General features: G+C 40.3%; 17 protein-coding genes. 4 read left to right on the top strand and 13 right to left on the bottom strand.

The features are described from left to right. Positions 1-1,473 carry a DUF5687 family protein gene (locus ACS5PU_RS10035; protein WP_439459149.1) on the bottom strand — a complete coding sequence of 491 codons (1,473 nt, stop codon included), beginning with the start codon at positions 1,471-1,473 and terminating at the stop codon, positions 1-3. A 63-nt stretch (positions 1,474-1,536) separates the two neighbouring features. Further along, positions 1,537-2,817 (bottom strand): replication-associated recombination protein A, encoded by a 1,281-nt coding sequence (locus ACS5PU_RS10030; RefSeq protein WP_439459148.1) that lies wholly within the window; start codon positions 2,815-2,817, stop codon positions 1,537-1,539. Positions 2,818-2,936: 119 nt separating this feature from the next. Between ACS5PU_RS10030 and ACS5PU_RS10025 the strand changes: the two genes are divergently transcribed. Then, on the top strand, positions 2,937-3,317 hold the full coding sequence (locus ACS5PU_RS10025; protein ID WP_439459147.1) for a VOC family protein: 381 nt from the start codon (positions 2,937-2,939) through the stop codon (positions 3,315-3,317). Between the two features lie 117 nt (positions 3,318-3,434). Here the strand turns inward: ACS5PU_RS10025 and ACS5PU_RS10020 are convergent, their stop codons facing one another. Further along, the gene (locus ACS5PU_RS10020) at positions 3,435-4,742 is read right to left on the bottom strand and encodes an MFS transporter (RefSeq protein ID WP_439459146.1); all 1,308 of its coding nucleotides are present in this window, start codon (positions 4,740-4,742) and stop codon (positions 3,435-3,437) included. 195 nt (positions 4,743-4,937) lie between these two features. Here ACS5PU_RS10020 and ACS5PU_RS10015 point away from each other — a divergent pair, with 195 nt between their 5' ends. Next, positions 4,938-5,675 (top strand): class I SAM-dependent methyltransferase, encoded by a 738-nt coding sequence (locus ACS5PU_RS10015; RefSeq protein ID WP_439459145.1) that lies wholly within the window; start codon positions 4,938-4,940, stop codon positions 5,673-5,675. 175 nt (positions 5,676-5,850) lie between these two features. Here ACS5PU_RS10015 and hisS read toward each other — a convergent pair whose 3' ends face one another. The 5 genes from hisS to ACS5PU_RS09990 all read right to left on the bottom strand — a co-directional run bounded on the left by hisS (position 5,851) and on the right by ACS5PU_RS09990 (position 9,658). Then, positions 5,851-7,242 carry a histidine--tRNA ligase gene (gene hisS, locus ACS5PU_RS10010; RefSeq protein ID WP_439459144.1) on the bottom strand — a complete coding sequence of 464 codons (1,392 nt, stop codon included), beginning with the start codon at positions 7,240-7,242 and terminating at the stop codon, positions 5,851-5,853. A gap of 107 nt (positions 7,243-7,349) precedes the next feature. Continuing rightward, positions 7,350-7,970 carry a LytR/AlgR family response regulator transcription factor gene (locus ACS5PU_RS10005; protein WP_439459143.1) on the bottom strand — a complete coding sequence of 207 codons (621 nt, stop codon included), beginning with the start codon at positions 7,968-7,970 and terminating at the stop codon, positions 7,350-7,352. Next, a complete protein-coding gene (locus ACS5PU_RS10000) occupies positions 7,960-8,160 on the bottom strand; it encodes a hypothetical protein (RefSeq protein WP_439459142.1) in 201 nt (66 codons plus the stop codon). The genes ACS5PU_RS10005 and ACS5PU_RS10000 overlap by 11 nt, the downstream gene beginning before the upstream one ends. Before the next feature lie 181 nt (positions 8,161-8,341). Next, a complete protein-coding gene (locus ACS5PU_RS09995; protein WP_439459141.1) occupies positions 8,342-8,689 on the bottom strand; it encodes a translation initiation factor in 348 nt (115 codons plus the stop codon). Positions 8,690-8,776: 87 nt separating this feature from the next. Further along, positions 8,777-9,658, bottom strand: coding sequence for a diacylglycerol/lipid kinase family protein (locus ACS5PU_RS09990; RefSeq protein WP_439459140.1), 882 nt, complete (start codon positions 9,656-9,658; stop codon positions 8,777-8,779). A 225-nt stretch (positions 9,659-9,883) separates the two neighbouring features. On the opposite strand from ACS5PU_RS09990, the gene metK reads away from it, so the two are divergent. Continuing rightward, positions 9,884-11,134, top strand: coding sequence for a methionine adenosyltransferase (gene metK / locus ACS5PU_RS09985; protein ID WP_439459139.1), 1,251 nt, complete (start codon positions 9,884-9,886; stop codon positions 11,132-11,134). A 589-nt stretch (positions 11,135-11,723) separates the two neighbouring features. Here the strand turns inward: metK and ACS5PU_RS09980 are convergent. The 5 genes from ACS5PU_RS09980 to ACS5PU_RS09960 form a co-directional block, all read right to left on the bottom strand. Further along, positions 11,724-13,835 carry a peptidase domain-containing ABC transporter gene (locus ACS5PU_RS09980; RefSeq protein WP_439459138.1) on the bottom strand — a complete coding sequence of 704 codons (2,112 nt, stop codon included), beginning with the start codon at positions 13,833-13,835 and terminating at the stop codon, positions 11,724-11,726. A gap of 5 nt (positions 13,836-13,840) precedes the next feature. Beyond that, positions 13,841-15,022: an HlyD family secretion protein gene (locus ACS5PU_RS09975; protein WP_439459137.1), complete on the bottom strand. Its 1,182-nt coding sequence runs from the start codon at positions 15,020-15,022 to the stop codon at positions 13,841-13,843. A gap of 41 nt (positions 15,023-15,063) precedes the next feature. Continuing rightward, a complete protein-coding gene (locus ACS5PU_RS09970; protein WP_439459136.1) occupies positions 15,064-15,270 on the bottom strand; it encodes a hypothetical protein in 207 nt (68 codons plus the stop codon). A 303-nt stretch (positions 15,271-15,573) separates the two neighbouring features. Then, positions 15,574-16,104 (bottom strand): ExbD/TolR family protein, encoded by a 531-nt coding sequence (locus tag ACS5PU_RS09965; protein ID WP_439459135.1) that lies wholly within the window; start codon positions 16,102-16,104, stop codon positions 15,574-15,576. A gap of 132 nt (positions 16,105-16,236) precedes the next feature. After that, the gene (locus tag ACS5PU_RS09960; RefSeq protein WP_439459134.1) at positions 16,237-16,767 is read right to left on the bottom strand and encodes a superoxide dismutase family protein; all 531 of its coding nucleotides are present in this window, start codon (positions 16,765-16,767) and stop codon (positions 16,237-16,239) included. A 119-nt stretch (positions 16,768-16,886) separates the two neighbouring features. On the opposite strand from ACS5PU_RS09960, the gene ACS5PU_RS09955 reads away from it, so the two are divergent. Next, positions 16,887-17,231, top strand: coding sequence for a hypothetical protein (locus ACS5PU_RS09955; protein ID WP_439459133.1), 345 nt, complete (start codon positions 16,887-16,889; stop codon positions 17,229-17,231). Positions 17,232-17,330: the final 99 nt, after the last annotated feature.

The raw sequence follows: 17,330 nt of genomic DNA, 5'->3' as shown, positions 1-17,330 counted from the left end.
TTATTCTCTAAAGCCTTCGGCTATTTTATAACGTTGTTTCTCAAATCTTTTTGCAATGTAGTTTACCCAAAAGCCACGTAGCAGTAGCATGCTCAGGCCAAAAACGGATACGACCAATAAGCCCCAATAAGGCTTATCCATTATGCCAAACGGCAGGTAAATCAATATTGGCGTAAGCGCGTAAGGAAACATTAAAAGCCATTGTGTGGCCCCTGTACCCTGGTAATTAAAGCTTGCGGCCTTGGTAATATCCAGTCTTTTATAATTCAGTGTAGCCAGATAAAGTACCACCACGGTTCCGAAACCAATGTTGTATAAATAGGCTGCAATGTGTAGCAATAAAAGCTTAGGACTTAAAAATCCATAAAAACTGGCCAATAAAGTTATGATGGTACAGCCAATGGTGAACAATAAAAATTTGGCCCTGATAAAATCTTTGAAATCGATTTTGTTGGCTAATATCCCATCAAAATGAGCGCTTTGCCAGGCAAACATAAACTGACCGTAAATAATGATGGAGATCCCCGTCATAAAAATAGCCCCGAACATCATCTGCCCAAATGCATCTCTGGCAATTGCCTGCTCTTTGTAGAAAATAAATCCGTAAAAAAGGAAAAAGAAGCCTAAAATAACGGAAGAACGGGGGCGTTTATGGCGAAGGATTAATTTTAACTCCAGAGCGGCCAGCTCACCTACTTTACCAAATCTGTTCAGGAATGCATAATCGGTACTACCTTTTTTCTCTTGCTTGGTGCTTAATTCTTCTACATATAAGTTTTTACGCAAAAAGCTTGAGTTGAAATAAAAAATGGCAAAGGCAGCGATGGTAAAAATAAAACCATAAAGCGGCTGTTTAGCAATGGCCCTAAACACAGCATCAGAACCTGCCATTATCGAAATCACTTTATAATACTCCAGTGCGGCAAAAGTGGCAATAACCACTAGGCCAAAAAAGGTATAGAGTACATTGGTTATCGATTTTCTTTTAATATACAGCACCAGATAATTATTAAAAACCATAATAGAGAATATGGAAACGATATACATTAACGTAGTTAACGCGCCATATGTGGGTGCAATTTTAATAAAGCAAAAGGGCAGGAAAATAAAAAACGGCCAAAGGTTAAAGGCTGAGAAAAGTGCCTTCACATTTAAAAATTTAATAATCTTGCTTCTTTGGATCCTGAGGTGCAGGTACGGGATAATGCTTAGGGTTGGCAGCTCCTGAAACTGCAGGCGCATGATAAAATCGAATGCGAAATAGTAAAGGATGATGCCGTTAAAGCTTTTGATTACATCTTGGTTGGGGAAAATTTTAGGTAAAAATACCGACATCCCAAAACCGGCGCCAAGTGCAAGGGCAAGAAAGTAAAGCATAAAAAACCCTAAAACAATCTGGCCAGCAATGCTACTGCCCCTGTTTCGCGATCGCCAAAAAGATTTCCATTGATGGCTTAAAAAAGTATTCAGCATATATAGTTTAGTGTTAATTTATTTTTCTTATCTATTAGTAAACATTGCTTAAGAAATGTTACATCAATAGTTGTATTTGTCTTTCCAGTTCTGCCTTAATTTTTCGCGGAGCTTTTCTTCTGCCGCATTTTTTCCCGGATCGTAAAGTTTGGTACCGCTCAATTCTTCAGGAAAATACTCCTGCGGCGAAAAATTACCTTCATAACCATGCGAATACTGGTAATCTTTCCCATAGCCAATGTTCTTCATCAATTTGGTTGGCGCATTGCGGATGTGCAAAGGTACCGGCAAATTGCCCGTTTGTTTAACCAGCGCCTGCGCTTTGTTAATGGCCTCGTAAGAAGCATTGCTTTTTGGCGAACTGGCCAGATAGGTTACACATTGTGATAGGATAATCCGTGCTTCGGGATAACCGATTACATTTACAGCTGTAAAGCAGTTATTGGCCAAAAGCAGGGCATTGGGATTGGCATTACCAATATCTTCTGAGGATAAGATCAACAGCCTGCGTGCAATAAACAATGGATCTTCCCCTCCTTCTATCATCCGCGCCAACCAGTATACCGCAGCATTTGGATCGCTGCCCCTTATCGATTTAATAAAAGCCGAAATAATATCATAATGCTGCTCACCTGCTTTATCGTACAAGGCCAGATTTTGCTGGGCATGGGCTAAAACATTTTCATTGGTTAATACCATTTTATTTCCGCCGATACCGTTAACCGCAATTTCGAGCACGTTCAAGAGTTTGCGGGCGTCGCCACCCGATAGGCGGATCAGTGCTTCATGCTCTTTTATGGTAATCTTTTTTTCCGAAAGGATGACGTCTTTCTGAATTGCTGTTTGCAGCAAACCGGCCAATTCCTGCTCCGTTAATGATTTTAAAATGTAAACCTGGCAGCGCGAAAGCAAAGCGGAAATAACTTCGAAAGATGGGTTTTCGGTGGTGGCACCAATCAGGGTAACCAGGCCTCTTTCTACAGCCCCAAGTAAACTATCCTGCTGCGATTTACTGAAACGGTGTATCTCATCTATAAACAGGATAGGCAAACCCAAAAAGCTATCTTTCAGCTGTGCTGCCCGGTCTATTACCTCGCGTATATCCTTTACCCCGCTGTTTATTGCACTCAGGTTAAAGAACGGCCTATCCAATGCCTGCGAAATGATGTATGCCAAAGTGGTTTTACCTACGCCTGGAGGTCCCCAGAAAATCATAGATGGAAGTTGACTGCTTTCAATCGCCTTGCGCAATACTGCACCTTCGCCCACCAAATGCTGTTGACCAACATATTCATCAAGGTTTTGAGGGCGCATACGTTCGGCTAAAGGAGGCAGGTTTTGCATAATGGTAAATATATAAAAATTGATTATTTTGTTGGTCGATAGTTACTAACCAAATATCGGAAGTATAAACCTTTTGGGTTAAAACAAAAGGACGGATGCTTTAGTTCTAATTTATAGTTATGGATATTAAAAATTTAGATCACCTTGTATTAACTGTTGCTAACCTGGAGAGTACCTGTCGGTTTTACAATCTGGCTTTAGGGATGGAAGTTCTAGCGTTTGGAGAGAACAGAAAAGCATTAAGATTTGGCAGTCAGAAAATCAATCTCCACCAACATGGATGCGAATTTGAACCAAAGGCTTTTAGACCTTTACCAGGTACCGCAGATTTATGTTTCATAACCGATTTTCCACTTAGCGATGTAATAGAAGAACTTAAACAGAAATGTATCGAAATTGAGGAAGGGCCTGTAGAACGGACCGGCGCCAATGGCAGAATTATTTCTATCTATTTACGCGATCCGGATATGAATTTGATTGAGGTGAGTAATTACTTGTAGCGACATATAGATGCCTGGGAGGCACGGATTAGCGCGGAAATATTTGTCATCGTCCGCGTTTGTAACGCCGATGGCCGAGCACGGCGATTGTATCGCCACCAGTTCAAACGCCTAAAATCAATCTTCTATTTTGGAGTGGTGCTTGGTATCCTTCATGGTGGTATACAAAATCAAGGAGATTAAAATACAGCCTGTAACATACCAGTAGAAATAACTTTCGTGACCAATTTTTTTAAACCACAATGCAAAATATTCGGCTGTACCGCCAAAAATGGCAACGGTTAATGCGTAAGGCAAACCTACACCCAATGCCCTGATCTCGGCAGGAAACAGCTCGGCTTTAACAACGGCATTAATACTGGTGTAGCCGCTTACAATAATCAAAGCCCCAATCATCAATAAAAATATTATCGTGGTATTTGTTTCGCCGGCTAAGCCTGTTAAAATTGGATAGGTGCATAAGGTGCCCAAAACACCAAAACCAATAAGCAAGGGCTTGCGGCCAATTTTATCGGATAACAGGCCGAACAACGGCTGTAAAAGTGCAAAAACCAGTAAGGAAATAAACGATAAGGTTGTTGATGTTTCTTTACTGAGGTGTACGGTATTGACTAAAAACTTCTGCATATAGGTACTGAAGGTATAAAAGGCAATTGTACCGCCCAATGTTAAACCAACAACGGTAAATACTTCTTTTGGGTATTTTAGCAATACAGCAATCCCTCCTTTTTTATCAGCCGAAGTTTTACGCTTAAATGCAGAAGTTTCGTCGATATGCCGTCTTAAATACAAAGCGATGAAAGAAAGTAAGGCCCCAATAAAAAAAGGAATCCGCCAGCCCCAGGCGTGCAGCTCTTCTGGTGTGAGTAACCAGTTCTGCAGAATTAACTGAATGCCCAGTGCCAGTAATTGTCCACCGATAAGTGTAACATATTGAAAGCTGGAATAAAACCCCCTGTGCTTTTTGGTGGCCATTTCGCTAAGGTAGGTGGCCGATGTGCCGTATTCGCCACCCGTACTTAAGCCCTGGATCAACCTGGCAAAAATGAGCAGCAAAGGGGCCGCTATCCCAATTTGGTTATAACCTGGTGTTAGCCCAATAATTAACGATCCGATGGCCATAATGAGTACAGAAAGCGTCATCGAGCGTTTCCGGCCTAATTTATCAGCTATGCTACCAAGCAACCAGCCGCCAATAGGGCGCATTAAAAAACCTACAGCAAAAATACCTGCCGTATCCAACAACTGGGCAGTTGGATTGCTGTTCGGAAAAAATGCAGGAGAAAAATAAAGCGCAAAAGCCGAATAGGTATACCAATCGTACCACTCAACCAAGTTCCCCGCCGAGCCGCCAAATATTGATTTGAGCCTGTATTCTACATCTTTGATTTCTTTCTGATGTACCGCATCAACGCTTTTATCCATGGGAGCTAATTATTGAGTGACTGAATGAGAGGGTGATTGAATGAAGGATTGAATTTTGAATGTCTAAATGGAAACTTAACTTCTATCATGATTGTTTATCAAAAATATAATAATTTTATAAAGAAAGAGCGGGATTATTGGTGTGCTTTTGCCCATTCATTAATTTCTCCTCTCAAAAATTCAATCATTCCGACAATGAAAGATAACTTTTCTACTCAGGCTGAAGGCTATGCGGCATATAGGCCTACCTACCCGCCCGAAATGTACGACTACCTGTTTTCCTTGCTAAAACATAAAGATACCGCTTGGGATTGTGCTACGGGAAACGGGCAAGTTGCCAGGGTGTTGGCCAATCAGTTTAGAGCGGTTTATGCAACTGACATCAGCGAAAACCAATTAAAAAATGCCTTACAATTGCCCAATATTACTTACAAAGTTGAACCTGCCGAGCACGCTGCTGTTGGCGATAACAGTTTCGACCTTATTACGGTAGCACAGGCCATACATTGGTTTAATTTCACATTATTTTATGCTGAGGTTAAAAGAACCTTAAAACCTGACGGCCTTTTTGCCGTAATTGGTTATGGGTTGATGTATATTGATAAAAAGGTTGATAAGGCGGTACATAAACTCTACGAAGAGATACTGGGCAAATACTGGGACCCTGAACGCCGCTACATCGAAGAAGGTTACATAACCATCCCATTCCCTTTTGCGGAAATTGTAGCCCCACATTTCCGCATTAAAACCACTTGGAACTTTAACCAGTTAATCGGTTATTTGAATACCTGGTCTTCTTTGCAGCATTACAAAAGGGCAAACGACCGTAACCCACTGGAGTACATGTTTACCGAGTTAAAAGAAGCCTGGGGCAACGATGCGGAGAAAGAGGTGTATTTCCCTATTTTGTTGCGGGTAGGAAAACAAGTTTAACCACAGAGAAACAGAGAAAGGCACGGAGCACACCAAGGCTTTTACGTATGCCTCTTCTCTATGAAAAATCAATATCAAATAGATCCTGAATCAAGTTCAGTATGACGACCGCAATTAGCCCATCTCTGTGTACTCAGTGAAAACTCAGTGCCCTCGGTGGTAAAAAATATAAATGTTATTTCAACAATTCCAGAATGCCCAAAACGGTAAGTTTTTTCTGCTCGCCGCTCTGCATATCTTTTAGCGTAAGTTCGCCACTGGCCATTTCATCGCCACCGATTAAAATTACATACGGTATTTTCTTGGCATCGGCATAGGCCATCTGTTTTTTAAGCTTTGCCGAACTTGGGTACAACTCCGCTGATATTCCAGCATTCCTAAACTGTTGGATAATGGGCAGCGCATATTTTTCAGCTTCTGCATCGAAATTACTGATCAGTACCTTTGTTCCAATTTCTGCCGAGGCCGGAAAAAGATCAAGTTCTTCCAATACATCGTAAATGCGGTCGGCACCGAAAGAAACACCCACACCGGTTAAATCTTTTAAACCAAACATGCCTGTTAAATCATCGTAACGGCCACCACCACCAATGCTGCCCATGGCAACCTCGTTGGTTTTAACTTCGAAAATACAGCCGGTATAATAATTTAAGCCGCGGGCTAAAGTAATATCGAGCTCTAACTTTGCTGTTAGCGGTAATCCATAAGCAATCAGGCTTTCTACATATTCAAATACCTGTTCAATTTCGGCAATACCTTTTAGTCCGGTTGCCGATTGTGCCAAAACACCTTTCAGGCTAGCCAGTTTTTCTTCGTTGGTTCCTTCTAGCAATATTACCGGACGCAGTTTTTCTAAATCAACCTCCGTAAAACCACGTTCTAATAACTCTTTACTCACGCCATCCAACCCGATTTTATCCAGCTTATCAATGGCTACAGTCATATCGATAATCAAATCAGGTTTACCGATAATTTCGGCAATGCCCGACAAAATTTTCCTGTTGTTAATTTTTATGCTGAAATCTTTTAAGCCCAATTTGCTCAAAGCTTCGTTATAGATTAAAATGAACTCAGCTTCGTTTAATAAACTTTCCGATCCGACCACATCCACATCACATTGATAAAATTCGCGGTAGCGTCCTTTTTGCGGTCTATCGGCACGCCAAACCGGCTGCACCTGAAAGCGTTTAAAAGGCAGCGTAATTTCGTGCTGGTGCATCACCACGTAGCGTGCAAAGGGAACCGTTAAATCGTAGCGTAAAGCCTTTTCAGAAATTAATGGAATAAGTTTGTTGCTGTTGTCCTCTTGTGCAAAATCGAATTGTTTCTTTTTTGGATCTTTAAGAAACTCGCCACTGTTTAGAATTTTAAAAATCAGCTTATCGCCTTCATCGCCGTACTTTCCGGTTAAGGTAGAAAGGTTTTCGAAACTTGGGGTCTGAATTTCGGCATAGCCATATTTCCTGAAAACGGTTTTAATGGTATCGTAAATAAAATTGCGTTTTACCATTTCAACCGGAGAAAAATCGCGGGTACCTTTTGCTAATGAGGGTTTAATAACTGACATAGCCGCAAAAGTACAAAAATGTAAGGTAATGTCTAAACCTCGCAGGTTTTTGAAAACCTGCGAGGTCCACATTAGTGTTCTTTGTACCTTGGTTAAATAATTAGAAACTACTTCCCCAACAGCGCTTTAACCATTTCCCGATTGGGTTTGGATACCGGAATTTTATCGCCACTATCCATCAACAAGGTTCCGCCATCTTCTTTCAGCCAGCTTTTTACAAATTTCGGGTTAACCAAATGGCTTTGGTGCGTCCGCAAGAAACCCTGCGGTTTAAGCAGATCTGAATATTCTTTTAATGATTTTGAAATCAACAGCTGATCGCCATCGATAAAAAAGAAGTTGGTATAGTTGTTATCCGCTTCGCACCTCGTTATTTCGTCGGTATCAACATACCTGATTTCGTTCTGTTGGGGCAAAGCAATTCTGGCATTTACTTTTATAGCATCATTTTTATTGGTTTTCACCTCAAGTGGAGGCTTTTGATATTCAGCCTGATGGCCAAAATTTATTGCTACCGTATTTGCCGGTAAATTTGACTGGGTGTTTTTATTTCTTTTAACCAAAAAGTAGATCAACATGAAAATGCCACCAAAAAACCCAAAAAATACAAGGCCTGCTATCAAAAGCATGATGATTTCGGGCGTTCCCAGGTTTAAGAATTCGGCATGGGCAACCTGGATACCATAGGCAAGTATAAAAACCAAGCAGAAGATTATCTTATTTTTCATTTTGAGCAGATTTAGACTTTCTAATCAGATATAAACATAAAAAAATAAAACCTACAATTGCTGAAAGTGTAAAAAGCCCCGTTTTAAGGAGAACGATTATCTCGGCCGAACCCATATTCATAAATTCAGCATGGGCAACCTGAATACCCGAAAAGATAATAAAGATGAATAAAATTAATAACTGCTTCATGTTGATTGATTTAAATGTTTAACGAAAGTAGCATCGCGCTGTACATTTAAAAACCAACATTGAGCATTGAACAGGTTTTATCGAGGATTGAAGGTTAAGCTTTTAGAATTTGCAAAAGTAGTTATTACAGCGGGTACCTGAAAAAGATCCTTCGTTGCACTCAGGATGACATCTTTTTCTGTCAACCCCCTGCCTTTTTTGCCTTATAACCATCCTTTTGCAGAATGCCCATTACCTTATCCCTAACATCGCCCTGGATCATAATTTCGCCATCCTTTACCGAACCTCCAACGCCACATTTGGTTTTTAGCATTTTGCCCAGTACTTCTAAATCTTCTGTACGGCCTTTAAAACCTGTAATTAGGGTTACCGCCTTGCCACCACGGTTCTTCTTATCCAGCATAACCCTTAAATCCTGCTGGTTGTTTGGCGAAGTAACGGTATCATCAACTTCTTCCTGATATTCAAATTCCGGATCGGTAGAATACATGATTCCGCCAAGATCGCTTAAACTATTTTTCTTTTTCATGTTTTATAAAAGATTCACTGGCCATTGGTTCATCAGTCAATAGGTTATGGCGAACGTTTAATCTTCGTCATTCGCTGAGCGTTTTACTCAAGGAACAATTACCTTTAACGACAGCGGGCGAACAAGCGCTTCAATTGATGTTCCCATTTGTAAAGGTTCGCCATCTACGTGCACAGCGCCTTCCTTTTCGCGGGTAATTTTGATGTGTTTTCCCTTAATTATTTCAATCATATCGGAGGTTTCGGCTGTTCCCCTTAACATTACATAACCCAAAACCGGCAGTTTTAGTATCGGAAAAGGTTTTATAATGCATACATCAAGCAGTCCATCTTTTACCGAGGCATTGGGCGAAATAAATACATCGTTTCCGTACTGTGATGAATTGGCAATACTGATGGCAAAGGCTTTTTTGTTGTAAACCTCGCCATCAATATCGATAACATAATTTTGGGCCTTGTAATTAAAAACTTCCTGAAAACCGAGTTTTACATAGCCTGATAATCCACGTTTTTTATCTTTCGAAAAAACAGAACTCAAATGGGCATCGAAACCCATTCCGGCCAGGTTAAAAAAACATTTGTTGTTAAACTGTGCAGTATCAATTTCATCAACCTTAAAATTGTTGATGATGGAAAGTGCATACCTTAGGTTTTTAGAAATATTTAAAAACCGCGCCAGGCCATTTCCCGATCCAAGCGGTAAAATCCCCAGCACTTTTTGGTGCTTCAGCACTTTTGTAGCCACTTCGTTAATGGTGCCATCGCCACCAGCGGCAACAATAACATCAAAATTTTTGGCTGAAGCCTCGTCGGCAAGTTCGCCTGCATGCCCAACATATTCACTAAAAACAAAGTTTGGGTTAAACTTTTCCTTATCCAGGTATTTATCGATAAAATCGGGAATACGCAGCTTGCCCCGCCCACCTGAAATTGGGTTAATTATGAAGAGGATATTGATCTTTGTGTGCAAAGTGTAAGATTGAATGCACAAAATAATCTATAATTTTTGAAATAAAGAAAATATGCTAATTTTGCAGCAGTAAAAAAGTGGATTGATTTGCTATCCCGACACTTCGGGACCGGATTGCAACCACTTAAAAAAATTGCTAATGCCTCCTTTCAATCATTTCACCACCTGTTTCCAAGGGGTTTGGCAATTATAAATTTGTTTATTTATCATTAATTTATTTAATAAATGTCGTATTTATTTACATCAGAATCTGTTTCTGAGGGTCACCCAGATAAAATTGCCGATCAAATTTCGGATGCGTTAATTGATAACTTTTTAGCTTTCGATCCGGAATCAAAGGTTGCCTGCGAAACGTTGGTTACCACAGGGCAAGTAATTTTAGCAGGTGAAGTAAAATCTAAAACCTATTTAGATGTACAGCAAATTGCCCGCGATGTAATCAAAAAAATTGGTTACACTAAAAGTGAATACATGTTCGAAGCTAATTCTTGTGGAATTTTATCGGCAATACACGAGCAATCGCAAGATATTAACCAAGGTGTAGATAGAAGCAACAAAGAAGAGCAGGGTGCCGGAGATCAAGGTATGATGTTCGGTTATGCGACTAATGAAACTGAGGATTATATGCCTTTGGCATTAAACCTATCTCACAAGCTTTTACAGGAACTGGCTGTATTAAGACGCGAAAACAACGAAATTAAATACCTACGTCCGGATGCAAAAAGCCAGGTTACGTTAGAGTACGATGATAACAATAAACCGGTTCGTATCGATGCTATTGTAATTTCTACCCAGCACGATGATTTTGATGAAGAGGCTACTATGCTGGCTAAAATCAAAACCGACCTGGTAAATATTTTAATCCCACGCATTATCAAAAGCAACCCGCAATATGCGCACTTGTTTAACGATAAAATTGAATACCACATTAACCCTACCGGTAAATTTGTAATCGGTGGTCCGCATGGCGATACGGGTTTAACCGGCCGTAAAATTATTGTTGATACATATGGCGGTAAAGGCGCTCACGGTGGTGGTGCATTTTCGGGTAAAGATCCAAGTAAGGTAGATAGAAGTGCGGCTTATGCTACACGCCATATTGCCAAAAACCTAGTGGCTGCCGGTGTTGCCGATGAGATTTTGGTACAGGTATCGTACGCTATCGGTGTTGCAAAACCTATGGGTATTTACATCAATACTTATGGCACGGGCAAAGTGGGTAAAACAGACGGCGAGATTGCCAAGATTGTTGAATCGATTTTTGATATGCGCCCTTATTTTATTGAACAGCGTTTAAAATTAAGAAACCCAATTTATAGCGAAACTGCTGCTTACGGGCACATGGGCCGTACGCCAGAAACCGTTACCAAAACTTTTAGAACTCCAAACGGTGAAGAGAAAACAGTTACTGTTGATCTGTTTACCTGGGAGAAATTAGATTACGTAGATCAGGTTAAGGCTGCTTTCGGCATTTAATCAATCAGCATAAAATTTTAAAAAGAAAGGCGTTTTGCAAATATGCAGAACGCTTTTTTTTTGGCTGTGCAGTTGGATGTTACCATCCGACTTTCATTATTTGTGTCATATGGCAACATCTGACACCACTTGCAAACTTACGAAATCGGCTGGGGTCTACGTTGGGCAGACTTCGTAAGTTTGCCCGTTTTTTGAAAAGCAGGTTGCTGTGCGCTTCGGTTCCGAAAGTCCTGCTATCCGCTATACTGCGTGCCGCTCTTATCAGGTTTATTTAACTCAGGGAAGTGTTTCTTGGGTTAGAAAGTTTCTGCGCTGGCCATACAGACTTGACAGGCTCTGTAAGTTAGGCCTAACAAACCTGCAACCTTAAATAGTTGCACTAATGGTACCTACTTAAACCTGATTGACGCGCGTAGCTCCCGATTTTTTTCTAATCGGGACTACAAGCAAAAAGCAGGGCGAACATTAAAAAGAACTGCTATAATTGCTTTCCGAAAAAATAATTCAATTACCACAGGTATACCATATTTTAATATGAAAGACGCTGAAATAAATCCGATAGCCATCGGATCAGGGCGACGCAAAGAGGTTAGGCCAAATGGTATTTCAGCTCTTGGTGGCTGCCCTGTTCTACCACCACACCTTTATCCAATACAATAATCTTGTCGGCATTATTGAGTGTGCTCGAACGATGGGTAATTACGATTACCGTTTTCTGCTCGGCCTTTAAAAGGGCAATCATCCTTTGCACATACTCCTCCGAAACAGCATCGAGTGATGAGGTGGCTTCGTCTAAAATCAAAATTTCAGGATTTCTATACAGTGCCCGTGCAATGGCAATGCGCTGCCTTTGTCCACCTGATAAGCTGGTACCGTTTTCGCCCAGATACGTTTGGAAACCCTTTGGCAGTGCTTCAATAAAACCGATCAGTCCCAATTTTGTGGCAATATCAATAATCCGCTGCATATCGGGCTCCTCTTCGCCAATGGCAATGTTATCGATTACATTTCCAGCAAATAAATCAATCTGTTGCGGTACTACAGCGATCATCTGCCTAAGCGAAGCATTGCTAATATATTTAAGATCGTATTTACCGATGCGGACGTTGCCTGCCTGGATAGGATAAATATTTTGGAGGATAGACATTAAGGTAGATTTACCCGATCCGCTCTCGCCCACTATGGCCGTAAACATGCCCTGCGGAATGGTGAGGTTTAGCGCTTCAAAAATAGCCAGCCTTTTGCCATAACGGAACGATACATTTTCAAAGTGGATATCACCAACTTTATCGGCACTCAGCTCAATCTGGTTTTCATCGGTTTCTCTTTCCAGATCCATAATTTCGAATAAACGATCTGCAGCAATTACGGCATCCTGCACCGTTTTGTTCATCCCGATCAATGATGAAACTGGGCCGGTAAAATAGCCGATAAGCGTATAAAAAGAAAGCAGCTCTCCGGGTGTAATCGAATTGCTCAGCACATAACCAGCCCCCACCCAAAGTAAGACAATGGTAATGATGCGCGAAACAAATTCGGTAGAAGTGCCCGATATCACCGCATTGATATTCGATTTAAAACCCGCCTGTAGCAGTTTAATAAAACGGGTTTCGGTTTTTTCGTTGGCATGGTCTTCTAAACCGAAACGCTTAATGGTACCTACTGCATTTAAGCTTTCTACCAGTTGCGATTCCAGTTCGGCAGCATCTTCCATCAAGCTGCGCTGTGTACGTTTATTAAATTTATCCGTAACCCAATAAATAAGCAGGTACAAAGGGATAACAGCAAGGGTAATCAGCGCCAGTTTCCAGTAATAGGTAAACATCATGATAAATGAGAAGAAAACAATAAAAATGTTTACCAGAAAGTTTACGCATACATCATTTAAAAATGTGCGGATTTTTACCGCATCGTTTATCCTCGAAATAATTTCGCCAACCCGCATGGTATCAAAAAACTGCTGGGGCAGGCGCAATAGGTGTTTATAGTAACCTAAAATCAGCTGTGAATCTATCAACTGACCAGTTTTTAAGGTAAAAACCGTTTTTGCCGAACCGATAAAAAGCTGCACCACCAAAATAACCATCATGGCAATGCTCATTAAGTTTAGCAAGTTGTGGTTGCCATCTACCAGTACAAAATCTACCAGTTTCTGTACAAAAATAGAGGTAGATAAACCCAACACGGTATAAACAACTGCACCAAATAAAACCTGTGTCAAAATGCCTTTGTGCGGTTTAATCAAACTCCAAAACCTAGCTTGGATTGATTTTTTTTCATTGCCGATCTGGAAATTCTCTGATGGCAACAATAATACTAACGCACCAGTCCATTCCTTTTTAAATTCATCATGTGTTTTACGATGCACGTTCCCATCTATAGGGTCCATCACCTCTATAAACTTATGGTTTATTTTATAAATCACTACGAAGTGCTGCAGCACATCATTTACAATAATGTGGGCAATTGCAGGGGTAGGTACTTTAAATAAACTATCAAAAGGAGCTTTTACGCCTTTCGCTTCAAATCCTAATTTTTGGGCAGCCTCTACCAATCCTAAAACAGTAGTCCCTTTTTTATCTGTACCGGCAAGCTGCCTGATCCGGGCAACGGCTAAATCCAGTTTATAGTGCGAGGCTACCGATGCCAAACAGGCGGCACCACAATCTGTTATGTCTCTTTGCTTTACTTTTGTACGCATAGCACTTATGTTTGTTGGATTAAGTTTGGATTAACCCAATCATCCACCTTATCGTAAAGCAGTTGATATAAACTACGGCTGGTTACCTTAAAGCGCGCAGTAAAGTTCATCCCCTTTTTGAGGTAGCCCTTATACCCGTTTTTAAGCATCAGGTAATTTTTATCCATTAAGCACTTTACCTTAAAGGCGGGCTGGTTACCGTTTAAAATAACAATATCGTCAGAGATATCGATTACCTTGCCCACAGCCAGGCCCCATTGGTTGTAATTGTATGCATTGACCTGAAAATGCACTTCCTGCCCCTTTCTAATCAGGCCAATATCCGATGGGTTGATGTAGCAGTAGGCAGCTAGGCCAGCATCAGGAGAAACTTCGCCGATTTTCTGATTGGCAAAAACATACGCCCCGTTTTGCAAACCGGTTAGGTTTTGAACAGATCCATCAATAGGCGCACGTAAAATATATTGTTTTTTCTGCTCATTAAGTTCTGCCTGCTGGCTGGAAAGCTGCCTCAGCTCATTTCTATAACCATTGGCTTCGGTTTGCCACTGGGTTTTATATTTGGTACGGACCATGAGATAAGCCGATTCGGCCTGCTCCAGTTCGTATTTGTATTTTTCGTATTCTGATTGTGTAAGTACCTTATTTTGGTACAGCTTGTTGTAACGGGCAAAAGTACTTGTAGCCTGCCTTTTGGCAATGCCCGCGTTTTTTAATTCCTGCACGTACTGTTGCCATGAGGCTGCATACTGGCCTGTTTCTAAACCTGAAGAACCGCCATTGAACGATAAAAGTGTATTAATATCCTGCAAAAACTTGGTAATCTGGATTTTACGGGTTTCTACCAGGGCATCCTGTTGCTTGGCTAAACCTGCATCAATGGCCAAAAGCGTATCGCCCTGCTTTAATCTTTTATTATCCGAAAGCTTATACTGTATTAAACGGCCATTAACAGGAACAATAAGTTCTGTTTTCTCAATGGTAGATTGTAAAATGCCATTGCCATTAATGCTTATGGGTACTTTAATAATAGGAAGGGCTACCAGTATCCCTAAAATGGCCACAACGGCAGCCATATAAATGAATTGACTGGGCTTACTTATTTGAGAACGGTAAACGAGAGCGGTATTGGAGATGCTCGCTGTAGTGTAGTTGGTTAGCGCCATATCAGTGTAGCTATAAAGCATCCGCTATGCTGAAAAGTAGCATAGCGGATACAATAAATTGCTTATAAGCTCCAAACAAGTTTCAAAACATTGGTTACTGTTTTGTTTAAAAACACTGAAGTGTCTGCACCAACTGCATTTAAAGAAGTTGCAAGTGTACCTAATACTTCGTTTAAAGTATTGTTAACAATACCACCGCCTTCAACTTGTGACATTTCGGCTGTGTTCATTTCTTGAACACCAAGATTTTTTAATTCTAAACTTTTCATACTAGATTTTTTTTGAGTTTTAAGTTCCCTACTCTTTTATAGGTTTTTCGGGATTGCCACCTGATGCTCGGCCAAACACTGCGACGAATGTAATAATATTAGCTATACATACGTAGTATTAAACACCCGCCAAAAATCCAATCAAACTGTATAAACTCAGAAAAAACAGCCCCAAATACCTTAATTTAGGCTATTCTATCAAAAAATCTTGTCTTATTTATCATATTCAATTTATTCATTAGCAAAAAAACTTTTTATATTCGTTTTATTCGCAGTTTACAGCTGCTATACCTAGCATTTGGCTTAAATACCCTGCTGTTTCATAAATGCCAATTCTTCTTTACTGATATGGTCATCATCAATGGCGTACGATTTAATGTTTGCGATCTTCATCTCATCTATTACATCAACAAAATCCTGAAATTTGGCCGTTTTGCTGGGCTTAATAATTACGATCATATATTTAGCCGGATTATTTTGATGCGTTTTTGCAACCATCTGTTCGTTTGCGCTGATTTCTTTTTGAATTTCTGCAACCGGCCTTACTTTCATATTGGCCTTTTCAATGGTGCCCATATAACAAACCGCTTGGCTGTTTTTCCCTATTACAATGGTCATGGTGCGCGATTCGGGATAGTTGGTTACGATATCCTCTGTCTCATCAGGCTTGGCAATATCAGCCGCATTTAATGAGCCCAAAGAAGTAGTGAGCATAAAAAATGCAGTTAATAAAAACATCAGATCAACCATTGCCGTAAGATCTACTCTTGGTGCAGGTTTTTTGGTTCTTCCTTTTACAGCCTTGCTGTTTTGAGATTCGTTTAGAGTTGCCATAACATTTAGGTTTTTTAGTGATGATGACAACCCTAATCAAATTGCATAAAAAAAGCGGTTAAAAAATTTAACCGCTTAAGAAAAATTGTCATCAGTCCGATAGTTATCAGGCCGAAATAACGATCAACCTTTTTACTTCACTGCCTCTATTACTCCGCAGCCTACCCTTGGTCCTGAGTTTCCGGTTGGCTGCGTGGTATAATCATCAGTACCGCCGTGCACAATTATGCCCCTGCCTATAATGTTCTTAATATCACCATCTTTAATGCTCCACCTATCAGTAGTAACCGAAAGCGTAGCGTGGCCTTTGTTATCTAATTTGATGTTGCCGATATCGCCGCTGTGGTAAGCTGCCGATCCCCATTTGCCATGTGCTTCCTTGGTAGGGTTCCAATGCCCGTGGGTATTTTCGCCCATATTTCCGCAATCGCCATGCTCATGAAAATGTACTGCAACATTACTATCGGCCCTTGCTGCGAAATTCATCTCAATATCCATTTTAATTTTTCCGTCGCTCAGTTCGTAAAACTTTGCCGTTCCTATTGTTTTGCTGTTATCGGCAGTTTCTGTTAAGGTTGCCTGGGCTATTTCTTTATCGGTTTTTGTACAGGCACTAACCAATGCTACACCTGCAATAGCTACACTTAGAAGATATTTTTTCATTACTTTAAAATTTAGTTTATATAGCAAACAGATTGACAATCATTTGGTTTGACTAAAGTTGCTACCTGTAAAACCATTTCCGTTACCAGGTGTTTAAATATTAATAAAAGCTAAGAACTATGGAACAGCCAATTGCAATGAACACTTTGAGTCAAATTTTAGAGAAATTGAGGCTGAAAGGAAAAGATAATGAATTAAAAATATCCGATCATGGCAAGATGCAGAGTGCATCGGGTAAAATTTACAAACCAGAGGATTTAACCATTGTTAAAACTTATCGTTTTGAAGGAGATTCGGATCCAGCTGATAATTCGGTATTGTACCTGGTAGAAGATCAGGATAAAAATATTGGATACATATTGGATGCTTATGGCATATATTCGGATAATGAAGGACCATCGTTTGATGATTTCCTAAAAAAAATCCCTACCGAAAACAGGGATGAACAGGAACTGTTTAGTTAATAACCTATATATAATACAACAGGGAGAATTGGCGTAATCTGATTCTCCCTTTTTTTATTTTAAAAATTTTGGAACTTATAATTGCGTAATTTTGCGCCT

Source organism: Pedobacter sp. GSP4 (genome assembly GCF_051857575.1).
Classification (GTDB): Bacteria; Bacteroidota; Bacteroidia; order Sphingobacteriales; family Sphingobacteriaceae; genus Pedobacter.
Note: the sequence above shows the minus strand (reverse complement) of the source record. Positions and strands in the feature narration are given on the sequence as shown.

What these genes read in the sequence shown, in the direction of transcription:
- ACS5PU_RS10000 (WP_439459142.1), bottom strand. Translation starts at nt 8,160, where the DNA reads ATGAAGCAGTTATTAATTTTATTCATCTTTATTATCTTTTCGGGTATT.
- ACS5PU_RS10005 (WP_439459143.1), bottom strand. Translation starts at nt 7,970, where the DNA reads ATGAAAAATAAGATAATCTTCTGCTTGGTTTTTATACTTGCCTATGGT.
- ACS5PU_RS09995 (WP_439459141.1), bottom strand. Translation starts at nt 8,689, where the DNA reads ATGAAAAAGAAAAATAGTTTAAGCGATCTTGGCGGAATCATGTATTCT.
- ACS5PU_RS09965 (WP_439459135.1), bottom strand. Translation starts at nt 16,104, where the DNA reads ATGGCAACTCTAAACGAATCTCAAAACAGCAAGGCTGTAAAAGGAAGA.
- ACS5PU_RS09960 (WP_439459134.1), bottom strand. Translation starts at nt 16,767, where the DNA reads ATGAAAAAATATCTTCTAAGTGTAGCTATTGCAGGTGTAGCATTGGTT.
- ACS5PU_RS10015 (WP_439459145.1), top strand. Translation starts at nt 4,938, where the DNA reads ATGAAAGATAACTTTTCTACTCAGGCTGAAGGCTATGCGGCATATAGG.
- ACS5PU_RS10030 (WP_439459148.1), bottom strand. Translation starts at nt 2,817, where the DNA reads ATGCAAAACCTGCCTCCTTTAGCCGAACGTATGCGCCCTCAAAACCTT.
- ACS5PU_RS10020 (WP_439459146.1), bottom strand. Translation starts at nt 4,742, where the DNA reads ATGGATAAAAGCGTTGATGCGGTACATCAGAAAGAAATCAAAGATGTA.
- ACS5PU_RS09955 (WP_439459133.1), top strand. Translation starts at nt 16,887, where the DNA reads ATGGAACAGCCAATTGCAATGAACACTTTGAGTCAAATTTTAGAGAAA.
- ACS5PU_RS10035 (WP_439459149.1), bottom strand. Translation starts at nt 1,473, where the DNA reads ATGCTGAATACTTTTTTAAGCCATCAATGGAAATCTTTTTGGCGATCG.
- metK (WP_439459139.1), top strand. Translation starts at nt 9,884, where the DNA reads ATGTCGTATTTATTTACATCAGAATCTGTTTCTGAGGGTCACCCAGAT.
- ACS5PU_RS09975 (WP_439459137.1), bottom strand. Translation starts at nt 15,022, where the DNA reads ATGCTTTATAGCTACACTGATATGGCGCTAACCAACTACACTACAGCG.
- ACS5PU_RS09970 (WP_439459136.1), bottom strand. Translation starts at nt 15,270, where the DNA reads ATGAAAAGTTTAGAATTAAAAAATCTTGGTGTTCAAGAAATGAACACA.
- ACS5PU_RS10025 (WP_439459147.1), top strand. Translation starts at nt 2,937, where the DNA reads ATGGATATTAAAAATTTAGATCACCTTGTATTAACTGTTGCTAACCTG.
- ACS5PU_RS09980 (WP_439459138.1), bottom strand. Translation starts at nt 13,835, where the DNA reads ATGCGTACAAAAGTAAAGCAAAGAGACATAACAGATTGTGGTGCCGCC.
- hisS (WP_439459144.1), bottom strand. Translation starts at nt 7,242, where the DNA reads ATGTCAGTTATTAAACCCTCATTAGCAAAAGGTACCCGCGATTTTTCT.